Below are 15,541 nucleotides of genomic sequence, written 5' to 3' on the forward strand. Positions count from 1 at the left end.
GGTGGGGAGTCCTCCGGATCCAGGGACGGCCAGGAGTGCGCAAAGACTTCCTATGGGGGGCTCTGCGGGGTCCGCTATGCCCGTCTTGGGCCGACAGGACGTCGGCAAAGGCGCGGGGCGGGCGGGCGTAGCGTAGAAGGCATGACGAAGTACGGATCCTTTCCCGGTACGCGTCCCCGGCGGCTGCGGACCTCGCCCGTCATGCGCCGGATGGTCGCCGAGACCCGCCTGCATCCCGCCGACTTCATCCTTCCGGCGTTCGTCCGGGAAGGCGTCAGCGAGCCGGTGCCGATCGCGGCGATGCCCGGGGTCGTGCAGCACACCCGCGACAGCCTGAAGAAGGCCGCGCTGGAGGCCGTCGAGGCCGGGATCTCCGGAATCATGCTGTTCGGCGTGCCGGAGGAGGGCAAGAAGGACGCCCTCGGCACGCCGGGGACCGATCCGGACGGGATCCTCCAGGTCGCGATCCGGGACGTACGGGCCGAGGTCGGCGACGACCTGCTCGTCATGTCCGACCTGTGCCTGGACGAGACCGTCGACCACGGGCACTGCGGGGTGCTGGACGCCGAGGGGCGCGTCGACAACGACGCCACCCTGGAGCGGTACGCCGAGATGGCACAGGTGCAGGCCGATGCCGGAGCCCATGTCGTGGGCCCCAGCGGGATGATGGACGGTCAGATCGGCGTCATCCGCGACGCGCTCGACCAGATCGGGCGTGAGGACGTCGCGATCCTCGCCTACACCGCCAAGTACTCCTCGGCGTTCTACGGCCCCTTCCGCGAGGCCGTCGCCTCCTCGCTCCAGGGTGACCGCAAGACCTACCAGCAGGATCCCGCCAACTGGCGTGAGTCCCTGCGGGAGTTGGAGCTGGACCTCGCCGAGGGCGCCGACATGGTGATGGTCAAGCCGGCCGGGCCGTACCTGGACATCCTCGCCCGGGTCGCCGACTCCGTGGAAGTCCCCGTCGCCGCCTACCAGATCTCCGGCGAGTACTCCATGATCGAGGCCGCCGCCGAGAAGGGCTGGGTCGACCGGGACCGGGCCATCTTCGAGACCCTGACGGGCATCAAGCGGGCCGGCGCCCGGAACATCCTCACCTACTGGGCGACGGAAGCGGCCCAGAAGCTGCGCTGACCTCGCTCATGGGCTTACCAGTCGAGGGCGTCGGAGGCGTTCTGCTGCCAGTACGCCACCTTCAGCGAGCTGTCGTAGTAGACGCCCTTCGCCGGCAGGACCGGGGTCGCGGACGGGCCGCCGTCGCTGTTCGGCGTGCGGCCCTGGAACATCACCGTCAGCTTGTGCCCGGTCGTACCGCCCTCGCCGCTGCCGTCGGCGGACGACAGCAGCACGCCCGCGTACCCCGACTCCCCGGGCCTCAGCGTCGTCACCGCCTGCGGCATGGTCTCCTTCGCCGCCTGCGGTGCCCACTGCATCTCGTCGAAGCGCACCACCGGGTAGTACGGCAGCTCGCAGATCCTGCTGCCGGTGTTCGTCACCGTGATCAGCATGTGGTTCAGCGGGCGGGTGACCGGAGCGGCGGTGACACGGGTGTTGGCGCCGTTGCACAGCACGACCGAAGCGCCCGTGCCGGTGCCGGTGCCCTTGCCGGTCGTCCTCCGGCCGTCCGGCTTCGTGGCCGGCCCGCCGGTGCGGGTCACCTGCGTGCTGTTCGCCGCCTCCCCGCCGGTCGCGGCGCCGGGGGCGGCGGTGGGCGTCCTGCCCGCTGTCGCCGCCGCCGTCGGCGCATCCGTCCGCGAGGCGCCCTCGTCCTTCGTCCCCGTCCCGTTGCCGCTGCACGCGGTGAGGGCGAGGGCGGTCACAGCGGTGCCGGTGGCGGCGAGCAGACGAATGTGGCTCATACGCATGGCAAGTCCTCTTTCGGGCTGGGCCGGTTGACGTGTTTGGATGACCCACAGCCTGTGCGCAACCCCGTCCCGGCGGCCAGCAGCAGCGGGCAATCCGGGACACTGGAACACCGACACAGGCTTTGACCTGCGGAAACAATCCCTGCCTGGAATGCCGGCATGGGACGAGGGGGGATGGGGAGACGGTGGCTGACGGCACCATGGAGAGCGGTTTCGCGGAACTTCTGCGGGAGTTGAAGAACCGCTCCGGGCAGAGCTACGGCACGCTCGCCAAGCGGCTCCACATGAGTACGTCGACGCTCCACCGCTACTGCAACGGGGACGCCGTACCGACCGACTACGCCCCCGTCGAGCGCCTCGCCCGCCTGTGCAAGGCCACGCCCGTGGAACTCGTGGAGCTGCACCGGCGGTGGGTGCTGGCGGATGCGGGGCGGGGGCGGAAGGAGGCGGGGACGGCTGAGTCGGTGACGGCTGGGGCGAGGGGCACGCCGGAAGCCTCCGAGCCGTCCCGGGAGCCGGAGCCGGAGCGGGAGGTGGAGGCGGATCCGGTGCCGGATCCGGTGTCTTTGCCTGTGTCGGAGCTGGAGCCGGTGTCGGACGTCCAGCCCCGCCCCCGGCGTCGTACCCGGACCGTCCTGGTCGCCGCACTCGCCTTCACCGCCCTGCTCGGCGGTGTCGCGCTCGCGCTGAACCTGGCCTCTGGTGGCGGGGAGGCGGACGGCAAGGGGGCGGCCTTGCCCGGCGCGGGCTCCGCCTCCGTACGGCAGCAGGTGCCGACGGCCGGTGGCTCGCAGGGCGCGGACTCCACCCGCTCGGCCTCCCCGTCGTCCCGTACCTCGTCCCCGTCCGCCGGCACCCCCTCCGCCGGCGAGCCGAGCGCCCCGCGCACCACCGGCGTGCCCGGCGGCGCGGACACCGCCGCGGCGCCGCTCGCGGTCACCACCCACCCCTACTCCTGGCCGGACCCCTGCTCCCAGCACTATCTGATCGACCGGCCGCCGACCGACGTGTCCCCGCCCCCGCAGGAGCAGGACGCGCCCGCCTGGGTGGCCGTGCACCAGGCGGTCTCGGCGGGGGAGCAGTACGTCACGTTCACCGTGCAGGGCACCGACGCGAACGCCGTCGTCCTGGAAGGGCTGACCGTGCGCACGACCGGCCGGCGCTCCCCGCTCTCCTGGAACGACTACGCCATGGGCTATCCGGGCGTGGGCTGCGGCGGGGGCGTGCCGACCCGCTCCTTCACCGTGGCGCTGGACGCCCTGCGTCCCCAGGTCGTACCGGAGTCCGGGCACCAGAACTTCCCGTTCAAGGTGAGCCGGACGGACCCCGAGGTCATCTATGTGACGGCCGACGCGTCCGCGTACGACGTCAGCTGGTACCTGGAGCTGTCCTGGTCCAGCGGGACGCGGCACGGCACGCTGCTGATCGGTGACAACGGCCGGCCGTTCCGCACCAGTGGCAACAACGGGCGGCCCGCGTACGCCTTCCCGCTGGGCGGCGAGACCTGGAAGCCGGCGGCGAAGGCCAACTGAGGGGCCGGAGCGGCGCCCGGGTCGACGTTCGTGTGGACATCCGTGTGGATGTCCGTGTCGGCGTCCGTATCGCGGAATTGCCGGTGTAGGTGGCACGCACCTTCTCTAGGGTGGCCGGATCCCGAGCCGAAAGAGAGCCACCCCATGACCGTCGCCGAGCCAGTCGCCGAGCCGGCCCCGACCCGCGCCCCCGTCCCGCCGCTCGCCGCGCGCACCCGCAGCGTGGGCGGTTCGCCGGTGCGGGACATCCTCGCGGTCACCGCGCGCCCCGAGGTGATCAACTTCGCGGGCGGTCTGCCGGCACCGGAACTCTTCGACCGCGACGGCATCGCGGCGGCCTTCGAGGAGGTCCTGGCGCACAGCCCGGCGCAGGCGCTCCAGTACTCCACGACGGAGGGCGAGCCGACGCTGCGGACCGCGCTGGCCGCGCGCCTGACCGCCCAGGGCCTGCCCACCGACCCCGACGGCCTGCTCGTCACCACCGGCTCCCAGCAGGCCCTGTCCCTCCTGGCCACGGCCCTGCTCGAACCTGGTGACACGGTCCTCGTCGAAGACCCCTGCTATCTGGCGGCACTTCAGGTCTTCGGCCTCGCGGGCGCGCGCGTGGTGGCGGTGCCGGGCGACGCGGACGGGGTGGATCCGGCCGCGCTGGAGGAGGCGGTCCGGCGCGAGCGCCCGAAGCTGCTCTACCTGGTCCCCACCTTCCAGAACCCCACCGGCCGGACGATGCCCGCGCCGCGCCGCGCGGCGATCGCCGGCGTGGCCGCCCGCGCGGGCCTGTGGATCGTCGAGGACGACCCCTACGGCGAGCTCCGCTACGACGGCGAGCGCGTCCCCTGGCTCGCCTCGCTGCCCGGCGCCGAGGACCGGACGGTCCTGCTCGGCTCCTTCTCCAAGATCATGGCCCCCGGACTGCGCCTCGGCTGGCTGCGCGCGCCGGCCGAGCTGCGCCGGGCGTGCGCGGTGGCCAAGCAGGCGGTGGACCTGCACACCCCGACGCTCAACCAGCTTGCCGCCGCCCGCTATCTGGACGTCCTGGACGCGCACGTGGCGCGGGTGCGTTCCGTGTACGGCGCCCGCCGGGACGCCATGCTGGCGGGCCTGCCCGGCGCCCTTCCGGCCGGCTCGCAGTGGAGCCGGCCCGAGGGCGGGATGTTCCTGTGGGTCCGGCTGCCGGAGTCGTACGACACCGTCGCCCTGCTCCCGCGCGTGGTCGAGCAGAACGTGGCCTACGTCCCCGGCGCGCCCTTCTACGCCGGTGCGCCCGACCCCGCCACCCTCCGGCTGTGCTTCGTCACCCAGACCCCGGAGGAGATCGCGGAGGGGCTGCGCAGGCTGGGGCGGGGGCTGGAGCCGGGGCCGGAGCGGGGCGTCAGGGGCTGACCCGCGCCGGGCTCGGTCCCACCGGAAGGTCCCTCAGTCCCACCAGAAGGTCCAGGTGTCCTGGCCGACCAGTTTCTCGGCGTAGGCCCGCAGGGTGGCCCGATGGCTCTGGGTGATGTTGTCCGGGCAGAACGCGAAGTGCTCCGCCGCCACCGCCTCGGCGTCCTCCACGGTGGCCGGCGGGGCCGCGACGGCCACGACGAGGGTGTCCAGGCCGAGGGCCACCACCCGGATGCCGAAGCGGTCCTCCCAGGAGCGCAGGACCGCGCATATGCGGGCCACGTCGCCGTCGTAGTTCACCGGACCCGTCCAGCCGATCGCCGCCGGTATGTCGGCGGACCGGCGAGCCGGGACCAGGGCGAGATGCGCCTCCTCGATCAGCGCGTCCCGGCCGCTCTCCAGGGCGTCGGCGACCTGGGCGGCGCGGGTGTCCGGGTCGGCGGCGAGGTGGGCGGCGGGCGCGAGACCGGGCCACTCGTACCCGAACGGCGCCGTCTCCTCCGTGTCCTCCAGCTCCTCCGTCTCCTCCTCCCAGTACTCGGCGAGGATGTCCTCGGCGTCGTGGTCACCCGGGTACGAGGTCTCGCCGGGCAGCAGGCCCCAGTCCTCCGGGCCGCCTCCGGGACCGCCCAGATCCACGAGCACCGGCAGCAGGCCGACCCGGGCGCCGGGCGCGCCCAGCGCCTTCCAGGTGCCGGGCCCGGCCGGCTTCTCCGCGTACCACAGCAGGGGCTCGTGCCAGGGGCCGTCGTCCGTCGCGTCGACCAGCCGGCCGGGAGGGAGCCGCAGCCCCAGTGAACGCCCGCTGGGGTCAAGGGCCAACTGGGGCAGCGGGTTGGGAAGAGTCGCCATGCCGGTGACTGTAAAGGGCCCCACTGACAATCCTGTTGCCGGTCCCCGCCGATGAACCCGTGGCCTTCTCAGCCCCTCTTAACGAACGGTGCGATGACGGGAAGGACGGAAGCGGACAGTGTGGATCGGGCGTTACCCGGTGCGGTGGCACATCGTGTTGCTCACCCTGTGGACGGCCGCCTGGTTCGTGGTGGCCGAACGCCACGCGGCCGTGTCCTGGCACTATCTGCGCGAGGGCCAGCAACTGCTCTTCGAGCAGGCCTCCGGCGGCGGCCTGGCCCTCTACGCCAATCACCCCGAGCTGCAGATAGGCCCGGTCAGCTTTCTGGTCGCCGGACTCTTCGCGCCGTTCCCGCTCGCCGTCGGCGAGAAACTCGCGGACGCGTTCATGTCCGGCCTCGGCCTGTACATGCTGGTGCTGATCGGCCGCGCCGCCGCCGACCACAACCGGGGCACCGGACTCAACCACAAACGCCTGCAGCAGCGCGTCCTGATCGCCGGCGCCGCCTTCATCCCGATGTGGGTGGAGGTCTCGGTCCGCTTCGCCCACCTCGACGACGTCCTGGCGTTGTTCTTCACCACCCTCGCCGTACGGGCGCTGGTCCGTGGCAACGCGACGGCGGTGGGCGTCTTCCTGGCGCTGGCGGTCGACTCGAAACCCTGGGCGGTGGGTTTCCTCCCCCTGCTGCTGGCCGTGCCCCGCCCGGCCCGGCTGCGTTCGGCGGCCTGGGCCTTCGGCCTGGTGGCGGTGGCCTGGCTGCCCTTCTACCTGTCCCACCTGGAAACCCTGCAGGCGGCCCGTTTCGCCATCCCCAACCAACCGGCGTCCTCCCTGCGCTGGTTCGGCGTGCACGACCCCGTGACTCCGCCGTGGGACCGCCCCGCCCAGATGGCCCTGGGCGTGGCCCTGGGCGTACTGGCGGTACGCCGCAACCGCTGGCCGGCGGTCGTCTTCCTGGCGGCCGACGCCCGCATCATGCTGGACCCGAGCGTGTACACGTACTACAACGCCTCGGTCCTCCTCGGCACCCTCATCTGGGACTCCATCGGCCAACGCCGGCTGGTCCCCTGGGTCAGCTGGATCGCCCTCATCTCCCTCTACGGCGGCGCCCTGCTGATCCCGTCGGACTCCACCCGGGGCCTCGTCCGGCTGGCCTTCTGCATCGGCTCGGCGGCGTACGTGCTGTTCTGGCCCCAGCGGGAGCCTCGCGGCGGGCGGGGCCGACGGTCAGGCGAGGGAGCCGGTGAGGAAGGCCCGGGCGGAGGACGCGAGCCGCGGGATCGGGCTGTCGGAGGGGTCGTTCTTTGAGTCGCGGACGTGGATGGTGCGGGAAGACGCGTTCTGCGGCCAGCCGCTGTCAGAGGGCGTACGCTCCCGCGCTCGGCCTTCTTGCCGCACGTACCTCGGGCTCGGCTCCCTCGGAGTCTGGGGAGGCGGTGCGGCTCCACAGACTCCGAGGGGCGCCGGTCAGAGCTTTTCCGGCGTCCTGATGCCCAGCAGGGCCATGCCCCGGTGCAGGGTGCGGGCCGTCACGTCGCACAGGAAGAGGCGGTTCTCCACCTGCTCGCGCGTCTCGGCCTTCAGGACCGGGCACTTGTCGTAGAACGTCGTGTACAGGGACGCCAGCTGGTACAGGTACGCCGCCAGCTTGTGCGGGGCGTACTCCGCCGCCGCCTCCGCCACCGTCTCCGCGAAGAAGTCGGCGTGCAGGCCCAACGCCCGCTCCGCACCGGCCAGTTCCAGCTCCGGGTGCGCGGCCGGGCGGATCTCGCCGGCCTTGCGGAGGATGGACTGGATACGGGCGTACGCGTACTGGAGGTAGACGCTCGTGTCGCCGTTGAGCGAGACCATCTGGTCCAGGTCGAACTTGTAGTCCCGGTTCGCCGACGTCGACAGGTCCGCGTACTTCACCGCGCCGATGCCCACCTGGGCGCCGCGCTCGGCGATCTCCGCCTCCGAGAGGTCCTGCGCCTTCTCCCGGACCACCGCGGACGCGCGCTCGACCGCCTCGTCCAGCAGGTCCACCAGGCGGACCGTCTCACCCTCACGCGTCTTGAACGGCTTGCCGTCCTTGCCGAGGACCGTGCCGAAGGCCAGCTGCACCGCCGTCACGTCGTCGTTCAGCCAGCCGATCCTGCGCGCGGTCTCGAAGACCATCCGGAAGTGCAGGGCCTGGCGGGCGTCCACGACGTAGAGCAGCGTGTTCGCCTTCAGGTTGAAGACGCGGTCGCGGATGGCCGAGAGGTCGGTCGCCGCGTAGCCGTAGCCGCCGTCCGACTTCTGCACGATCAGCGGGACCGGGTTGCCGTCCGGGCCCTTGATGTCGTCGAAGAAGACACACAGGGCGCCCTCGGAGCGGACGGCCACGCCCGACTCCTCGAGGAGGCGGCAGGTCTCGGCCAGCATGTCGTTGTAGCCCGACTCGCCGACGATGTCCGGGTCCTGGATCTCCATGTCCAGCTTCTCGAAGACCGAGAAGAAGTAGATCTTCGACTCGTCCACGAACTTCTGCCACGTCGCCAGCGTCTTCGGGTCGCCGGCCTGGAGGTCCACCACCCGGCGGCGCGCCCGCGTCTTGAACTCCTCGTCGGAGTCGAACTTCCCCCGCGCGGCCTTGTAGAGACGGTCGAGGTTCGACATCGCCTCCTCGCCACTCACCTGGGCGTCCTTGTGGTCCAGCTCGTGCGGGTGCTCTTCCAGGTACTGGATGAGCATGCCGAACTGCGTGCCCCAGTCGCCGATGTGGTGGCGCCGGACCACGTTCTCGCCGGTGAACTCGAGGAGGTGGACCGCCGCGTCGCCGATGACCGCCGACCGCAGATGGCCCACGTGCATCTCCTTGGCCACGTTCGGCTGCGCGTAGTCGACCACCGTCGTGCCCGGGCGCGCGGCGGTCGGCACGCCGAGCCGGCCCGTCTCGTCCGCGTACCGTGCGGCCAGGTTCGCGGTGATCGCCCGGTCCGCGATCGTGATGTTCAGGAAGCCGGGGCCCGAGACCTCGACGTCCTTGATCAGCTCGTCGCCGGTGACCACCTGGGAGATGACCTGCGTCGCCAGCTCCCTCGGGTTCGCCTTCGCCTTCTTGGCCAGGGCCAGGATCCCGTTGGCCTGGAAGTCGGCCCGGTCGCTTCGTCGCAGCAGCGGGTCCGCGCCGGCGGCCTCGGGCAGGGTGGCCGTGAGGGCGGACGCGAGGTGCTGCTGGACGGAATCGCTGAGGGACGTGACCGAGGCCATAGGAAGGGGTGCCGTTCTCCTCGTGGGGATGGATAGACCCGGCCAGTATCCCATGGTGGGTAAAGCGGTTTTCGCGGGCGCGAGGAGGTCTGGGAGAATGGACCGTCACCCCGTTCAGAAAGAAGGACGTGCCGATCGTGGCTCAGAGCACCGAGACCGCCGACTGGGTCTCCCGTTTCGCGGATGACGTCATCGAGGAGTCGGAGCGCCGGGCCCCGGGTAAACCCGTCGTCGTCGCGTCCGGACTCTCCCCCTCCGGGCCCATTCACCTGGGCAATCTCCGCGAGGTCATGACCCCGCACCTCGTCGCCGACGAGATCCGCCGGCGCGGATACCAGGTCCGGCACCTGATCTCCTGGGACGACTACGACCGCTACCGCAAGGTGCCCCAGGGCATCGCCGGGGTCGACGACTCCTGGGCCGAGCACATCGGCAAGCCGCTGACCTCCGTCCCGGCACCGCAGGGCTCGTCGTACGCGAACTGGGCCGAGCACTTCAAGGCCGCGATGGTCGAGGCGCTGGCCGAGCTGGGCGTCGAGTTCGACGGGATCAGCCAGACCGCGCAGTACACCTCCGGGGTCTACCGCGAGCAGGTCCTGCACGCCATGAAGCACCGCGCCGACATCGACGCGATCCTCGACCAGTACCGGACCAAGAAGGCCCCGGCCAAGAAGCAGCAGCAGAAGGCCGTGGACGAGGCCGAGCTGGAGGCCGAGGAGGGCTCGGGCGCCGCCGCCGAGGACGACGGCAGCTCCGGCTCCGCCGGGTACTTCCCGTACAAGCCGTACTGCGGCAACTGCGGCAAGGACCTGACGACCGTCACGTCGTACGACGACGACACCACCGAACTGGCCTACACCTGCACCGCCTGCGGCTTCTCCGAGACCGTCCGGCTGAGCGAGTTCAACCGCGGCAAGCTGGTCTGGAAGGTCGACTGGCCCATGCGCTGGGCCTACGAGGGCGTCATCTTCGAGCCGAGCGGCGTCGACCACTCCTCGCCGGGGTCCTCCTTCCAGGTCGGCGGGCAGATCGTCGGCATCTTCGACGGCAAGCAGCCCATCGGCCCGATGTACGCCTTCGTCGGCATCTCCGGCATGGCCAAGATGTCGTCCTCGCGCGGCGGTGTGCCCACGCCCGGCGACGCGCTGAAGATCATGGAGCCGCAGATCCTGCGCTGGCTCTACGCCCGCCGCCGGCCCAACCAGTCCTTCAAGATCGCCTTCGACCAGGAGATCCAGCGGCTCTACGACGAGTGGGACAAGCTGGCCGGCAAGGTCGCCGACGGCTCCGCCCTCCCGGCCGACGTCGCCGCCCACAGCCGCGCCGTCGGCACCGCCGCCGGTGAGCTGGCGAAGACGTCGCGTCCGCTGCCGTACCGCACGCTCGCCTCCGTCGCCGACATCACCGCCGGGCACGAGGACCAGGCGCTGCGGATCCTCTCCGAGCTGGACCCGGAGCAGCCGCTGGCCACCCTGGACGAGGCGCGTCCCCGCTACGACAAGGCCGAGGCCTGGATCAACACGCACGTCCCCGTCGACCAGCGGACCATCGTGCGCGAGGAGCCCGACGCCGAACTGCTCAAGTCCCTCGACGAGGCCTCCCAGCAGTCCGTACGCCTGCTGCTCGACGGCCTCGCCGAGCACTGGTCCCTCGACGGGCTGACCCACCTCGTCTACGGCGTGCCGAAGGTGCAGGCCGGCTTCTCCGCCGACGCCACGCCCAAGGAGCTGCCGCCGGAGATCAAGACGGCCCAGCGGACCTTCTTCGCCCTGCTGTACCACCTGCTCGTCGGCCGCGACACCGGGCCGCGTCTGCCCACGCTGCTGCTCGCGGTCGGGCAGGAGCGGGTGCGCAGGCTGCTCGGCGAGTAAGAGCCCGGAAGAAACCGCGTAAGAAAAGAAGGGGCCCTCCTGTGCCGGAGGGCCCCTTCTTTTATCGGCTTCTTCTCTTGGCGTTATGCGATGTGGTCGTCCTGCAGCTCCGCGGTGTGGCGGTTGGTGAAGCGGTTGACCATGCGATTGGCGTCGTTCAGCGTGAGGGTGATGCCGAAGGTCGCCTCGACGTCGTCCTTGAGCTGGGGGCCCGTCGGGTAGCTGCCGTCTATCGACTTACGGAAGACCTGGTAGAAGTCCTCCTCGGTCGGCTCCGGCTCCGGGAGGCCGCCGCCCTCGCCGAGTTCGCGGGTACGGTTCGGGCCCACCGGGATGGGAAAGCTGCCGGTCTCCTCCGGGGACGGCTGCTGGAACTGCTCCGCCGGCTGCTCCTCGTACCACTCCTCGTACTCCTCCTCCGGGAGGTACTGGGGCTCCGGCGGCGGCTCGTAGGTCGGGTCGTAGCCGCCGTGGTACTCGATCTGCTGCGGGGCCTGGAACCAGGGGCTCTGCTCGTCCACCTCGATCGGCGGCTCGCCGCGCCGCTCGCCACGCGGCCCCGCCTGCTGGGGGAGGACGGGCGCCGGCCCGGCGGCCCGACCGCCCGCGGCGGCGGTCAGCTGTGGCTGCGGCGGCGCGGGCGGCAGAAGCGTCGGCTCGATCCCCGCCGCCGCCAGGCCCGCCGGGGCCGTCTCCGCCAGCGGAACGCCGTACCGCGCCAGCCGCAGCGGCATCAGCGACTCCACCGGAGCCTTCCGGCGCCACGCGCGCCCGAACCGCGAGCGCAGCCGGGCCTGGTAGACGAGACGTTCCTGCTCCAGCTTGATGACCTGGTCGTAGGAGCGCAGCTCCCACAGTTTCATCCGGCGCCACAGCAGGAACGTCGGGAGCGGCGAGAGCAGCCAGCGCGTGATGCGGACGCCCTCCATGTGCTTGTCGGCCGTGATGTCCGCGATCCGGCCGACCGCGTGGCGGGCCGCCTCGACCGCGACCACGAACAGGATCGGGATCACCGCGTGCATCCCCACGCCCAGCGGATCCGGCCAGGCGGCGGCGCCGTTGAACGCGATCGTCGCCGCCGTCAGCAGCCACGCCGTCTGCCGCAGGAGGGGGAAGGGGATACGGATCCAGGTCAGCAGCAGATCCAGGGCCAGCAGGACGCAGATACCCGCGTCGATACCGACCGGGAACACGTACGAGAAGTTCCCGAAGCCCTTCTTGATGGCCAGCGCTCGGACCGCCGCGTACGAGCCGGCGAAGCCGATGCCGGCGATGATCAAGGCGCCGGAAACGACCACGCCGATGAGAATGCGGTGCATCCGGGTCAGTTGCAGTGGCGCGGCCACTCGTACTCCCCTCCCCTTGCCTGTTGTTGCGCGCAACAGGGTGGCACACGCTCACGGCGAACGTGGCATCGGACAGGGGTTCGGCGCCGTCCCGGCCGTCGGCGGACGACCGGGACGCCCGGTTGGAGCGGACCGGCGATCAGCTCTTCTTGTCCGCCGACTTGGACGGGGAGGCGCTGGAAGAAGGGGACGAGGAGGGCGACTTGGCCGGGTCCTTCGACGCCGACTCGGACGGCGCGGGCGAGGACGCCGACGAACCCGACGACGAGGCGCCGTTGGCCGCGGAGACCGCTCCGACCGCCTCCTTGACCGCCTTCTCCGCCGCCTGCGTCAGGTCGTCCGCGCTCGGGGTCTCGTCGCCCGCGAGACCGGCACCGTTGTAGTCGAGCGTGACGACCACGTTCTCGACCCGGGCCACCACCGTCTGCTGCTTGAAGAGGCCTTCCTTCTTCTTCAGGTCGTAGCGCACCGCCGCCGCCTCCGCGCCCGCGCCGGACAGCGGCACCTGCTTGGCGTTCTGCGCGCCGTCCACCGTCTGGGCGTCCTTGACCTGCTGCGTGAAGTACGTGTGGGCCTGCGCGTCACCGGAGCCGCGCGCGGTGTCCGAGTCGAAGCGCAGCAGCGAGACGTTCAGCCAGCGGAACTGCGAGCCCTTCACACCGTTGTTGTCCAGGCTGCTCCAGGAACAGGAGGAGCGCGCGGACGAGTCGTTCGAGGTGCCCTTCTTGCCCGCGGAAGCGGCCTTCGGCACCAGGTCCGTCAGCGTCTTCTTCGACAGCATCGCGCACGGGTCCGGAAGCTTCTTGTACGCCGCGGCCTGCACGGTCGGGGACGCGCCCGCCGACGACGGCGTACCGGAACCGCCCGTCGACGCCTGCGCGCTGCTGTCGCCGCCCTTGCTCTTGGAATCGCCCGAGTCCGACGAACAGGCGGCGGTGATCAGCACCGCGGGAACGGCTGCCGCGCAGACAAGCACACGGCTCAGGCGCTTGCCACGCCCCTCACTCCTCCGCTTCGCGGGAGGTACCCCCAGGGCACGGTCGTCTCGCTGGACTGCTCGCTGCATGGTTCCTTCACTACGCTCGGTGATCGTTCGGGTTCCTGCGGGGCCACGGTACGCGGTGAAGGAGCTGTGCGGTTTCGGTTCGCGTTCTTTGCGAGCGGGGGAACAACGGGTCGCGGCGGCCGTCAGCCGCCCAGCGCGTCGTCCAGCCGGGCAGCCAGATTACGGGCCCTGTCCTGCATTTCCTTGCTGTCCGGGACCGTGCCCGTCGCCATCGGCTGCTCCTCGTACACGATGGTGACGAGGACGTTGGACGTGCGGAACACCACAGTCACCGTCCGCTGTTCGGCCGTCGAACCGGACGTGGCGAGCTGGTCGTTCAGATACGCCTGGTCACCGAGATCGGTCAGCACGCGCGGTTGCAGATCGGTCGGAGTGGCACCGGGGGACGACGCGGAGCCGGAGGGGGAGCCGGACGCGGAGCCCGAGGGGGAGGCGGAGCCGCTCGGGGACCCCGAGGGGGTGCTGTCGGCCGACGGGGACGGAGTCCCGCTCGCCGACGGAGAACCGGAACCGCTCGGCTCCGGGAGGCCGGCGGCCGACTGCTTGTCGTCGAAGAGCTTCTTCGCCTGATCGTCGTCGCTGACCGTGTTGTCGTACGACACCACGCGCTCGAAGTCGACCGACAGATGGTCCGTGGCGTCCTGGGAGTCGACCTTCCAACGGCAGCCGACCTTGCGGTCGGTGTCGTACGTCAGCTCCGCGTCGCCCTGGTAGGCCTTGCTGCGCTGATCGGGATCGGCGATCTGCTTGATGCCCGGCAGCAGCGAGTCGAGGGTGTCGTGGCCGACCGCGCCGCAGGGCTCGGGCAGCGTGCGGTACTTGCCCGGCGGCGCGGCGGCCGCGGTCGTGCTCGCGTCGCCGGGGTTGGCGTTGTCCGTCGCGGTGTCACCGCCCGAGCCGCTCGTGCAACCGGCCAGCAGCGCCGCGAGGAGGACGGCGGTGCCGGGTACGTACGCCTTCCGCTGCACGGTCGGGCTCCTCTCGGGTCTGCGCTCTCGGGCCGCTCCAGTGTCCCCGCTGGTTATTCGCTTGCCGCAGCGGGGCGCCCCCTGGAGACAATGTGTATCGCACGCACTGCGGTGGACGCCGGTCCCCTGTCCTATTTCATCGACCTTGGCGCCGCTTTTGCGTTTTGCTGCTTTTAAGTCTTTTGTTGTTGTGTACGGGGGAATGGGGAAGTCATGTCGTATGTGGAGATGCCGGGCGCGAAGGTACCGATCCGGATGTGGACGGACCCCGCGACGGTCGAGGACGTGGCCCTGCGCCAGCTCCAGAACGTGGCGACCCTGCCGTGGATCAAGGGCCTGGCCGTCATGCCGGACGTCCACTACGGCAAGGGCGCGACGGTCGGCTCGGTGATCGCGATGCAGGGCGCGGTGTGCCCGGCGGCGGTCGGGGTGGACATCGGCTGCGGGATGTCGGCGGTGAAGACGTCGCTGACGGCCAACGACCTGCCGGGCGACCTCTCCCGCCTGCGCTCGAAGATCGAGCAGGCGATTCCGGTGGGCCGGGGGATGCATGAGGACCCGGTCGAGCCGGGGCGGTTCCACGGGCTGGCCACGTCGGGGTGGGACGACTTCTGGGGGCGGTTCGAGGGGGTTGCTGATGCGGTCAAATTCCGTCAGGAACGCGCCTCGAAGCAGATGGGAACGCTCGGAAGCGGTAACCACTTTGTCGAGGTGTGCATAGATACGGCCGGTTCTGTATGGCTCATGCTTCACTCCGGCTCCCGCAACATCGGCAAGGAACTCGCCGAGCACCACATCGGCGTGGCCCAGAAGCTCCCGCACAACCAGGGCCTGGTCGACCGTGACCTCGCCGTCTTCGTGTCGGACACCCCGCAGATGGCGGACTACCGCAACGACCTGTTCTGGGCGCAGGAGTACGCCAAGTACAACCGCACGCTCATGATGGCGCTCCTGAAGGACGTGATCCGCAAGGAGTTCAAGAAGGCCAAGCCGGTCTTCGAGCCGGAGATCTCCTGCCACCACAACTACGTGGCGGAGGAGCGGTACGAGGGCATGGACCTGCTCGTCACCCGCAAGGGCGCGATCCGGGCCGGCTCCGGCGAGTACGGGATCATCCCGGGCTCCATGGGGACGGGCTCGTACATCGTGAAGGGTCTCGGCAACGAGAAGGCCTTCAACTCGGCCTCGCACGGCGCGGGTCGGCGGATGAGCCGTAACGCCGCGAAGAAGCGTTTCTCGACGAAGGACCTGGAGGAGCAGACCCGGGGCGTGGAGTGCCGCAAGGACTCCGGCGTCGTGGACGAGATCCCGGGCGCCTACAAGTCGATCGACCAGGTCATCGACCAGCAGGGGGACCTCGTGGAGGTCGTGGCGAAGCTCAGGCAGGTGGTCTGCGTGAAGGGCTGACGCCCTCCACGCGTGC

Annotated in this window: 12 protein-coding genes; 6 read left to right on the forward strand and 6 right to left on the reverse strand. The window is 70.8% G+C overall.

Annotated elements, in window-relative coordinates; genetic code table 11:
• Positions 1-141 precede the first annotated feature (141 nt).
• Positions 142-1,134 carry a porphobilinogen synthase gene (hemB, locus tag ADK64_RS02335; RefSeq protein ID WP_053654460.1) on the forward strand — a complete coding sequence of 331 codons (993 nt, stop codon included), beginning with the start codon at positions 142-144 and terminating at the stop codon, positions 1,132-1,134.
• A 14-nt stretch (positions 1,135-1,148) separates the two neighbouring features.
• Here the strand turns inward: hemB and ADK64_RS02340 are convergent, their stop codons facing one another.
• A complete protein-coding gene (locus ADK64_RS02340) occupies positions 1,149-1,865 on the reverse strand; it encodes a DUF4232 domain-containing protein (RefSeq protein ID WP_199829456.1) in 717 nt (238 codons plus the stop codon).
• Positions 1,866-2,050: 185 nt separating this feature from the next.
• Here ADK64_RS02340 and ADK64_RS02345 point away from each other — a divergent pair, with 185 nt between their 5' ends.
• Both ADK64_RS02345 and ADK64_RS02350 read left to right on the forward strand, forming a co-directional pair.
• Positions 2,051-3,397: a helix-turn-helix domain-containing protein gene (locus tag ADK64_RS02345; RefSeq protein ID WP_234384434.1), complete on the forward strand. Its 1,347-nt coding sequence runs from the start codon at positions 2,051-2,053 to the stop codon at positions 3,395-3,397.
• A 144-nt stretch (positions 3,398-3,541) separates the two neighbouring features.
• Positions 3,542-4,780, forward strand: coding sequence for a PLP-dependent aminotransferase family protein (locus ADK64_RS02350; RefSeq protein WP_053654462.1), 1,239 nt, complete (start codon positions 3,542-3,544; stop codon positions 4,778-4,780).
• Between the two features lie 33 nt (positions 4,781-4,813).
• Here the strand turns inward: ADK64_RS02350 and ADK64_RS02355 are convergent, their stop codons facing one another.
• Positions 4,814-5,632 (reverse strand): DUF4253 domain-containing protein, encoded by an 819-nt coding sequence (locus ADK64_RS02355; protein WP_053654463.1) that lies wholly within the window; start codon positions 5,630-5,632, stop codon positions 4,814-4,816.
• 154 nt (positions 5,633-5,786) lie between these two features.
• On the opposite strand from ADK64_RS02355, the gene ADK64_RS02360 reads away from it, so the two are divergent.
• Positions 5,787-6,941, forward strand: a complete 1,155-nt coding sequence (locus tag ADK64_RS02360) for a hypothetical protein (RefSeq protein ID WP_234384435.1) — start codon at positions 5,787-5,789, stop codon at positions 6,939-6,941.
• Between the two features lie 159 nt (positions 6,942-7,100).
• Here ADK64_RS02360 and argS read toward each other — a convergent pair whose 3' ends face one another.
• Positions 7,101-8,867 carry an arginine--tRNA ligase gene (gene argS / locus ADK64_RS02365; RefSeq protein WP_053654465.1) on the reverse strand — a complete coding sequence of 589 codons (1,767 nt, stop codon included), beginning with the start codon at positions 8,865-8,867 and terminating at the stop codon, positions 7,101-7,103.
• Between the two features lie 128 nt (positions 8,868-8,995).
• Between argS and lysS the strand changes: the two genes are divergently transcribed.
• On the forward strand, positions 8,996-10,738 hold the full coding sequence (gene lysS / locus ADK64_RS02370) for a lysine--tRNA ligase (protein WP_053654466.1): 1,743 nt from the start codon (positions 8,996-8,998) through the stop codon (positions 10,736-10,738).
• 83 nt (positions 10,739-10,821) lie between these two features.
• Here the strand turns inward: lysS and ADK64_RS02375 are convergent, their stop codons facing one another.
• The 3 genes from ADK64_RS02375 to ADK64_RS02385 form a co-directional block, all read right to left on the reverse strand.
• Positions 10,822-12,057, reverse strand: coding sequence for a DUF2637 domain-containing protein (locus ADK64_RS02375; protein ID WP_199829463.1), 1,236 nt, complete (start codon positions 12,055-12,057; stop codon positions 10,822-10,824).
• 166 nt (positions 12,058-12,223) lie between these two features.
• Positions 12,224-13,150 (reverse strand): DUF3558 domain-containing protein, encoded by a 927-nt coding sequence (locus tag ADK64_RS02380; protein WP_199829457.1) that lies wholly within the window; start codon positions 13,148-13,150, stop codon positions 12,224-12,226.
• Between the two features lie 122 nt (positions 13,151-13,272).
• Positions 13,273-14,118, reverse strand: a complete 846-nt coding sequence (locus ADK64_RS02385; RefSeq protein ID WP_053654468.1) for a hypothetical protein — start codon at positions 14,116-14,118, stop codon at positions 13,273-13,275.
• Positions 14,119-14,331: 213 nt separating this feature from the next.
• Between ADK64_RS02385 and ADK64_RS02390 the strand changes: the two genes are divergently transcribed.
• Positions 14,332-15,525: an RtcB family protein gene (locus tag ADK64_RS02390; RefSeq protein ID WP_053654469.1), complete on the forward strand. Its 1,194-nt coding sequence runs from the start codon at positions 14,332-14,334 to the stop codon at positions 15,523-15,525.
• Positions 15,526-15,541: the final 16 nt, after the last annotated feature.

Origin of the sequence: Streptomyces sp. MMG1121 (assembly GCF_001280015.1) — a bacterium.
In the GTDB taxonomy this organism is placed as follows: Bacteria; Actinomycetota; Actinomycetes; order Streptomycetales; family Streptomycetaceae; genus Streptomyces.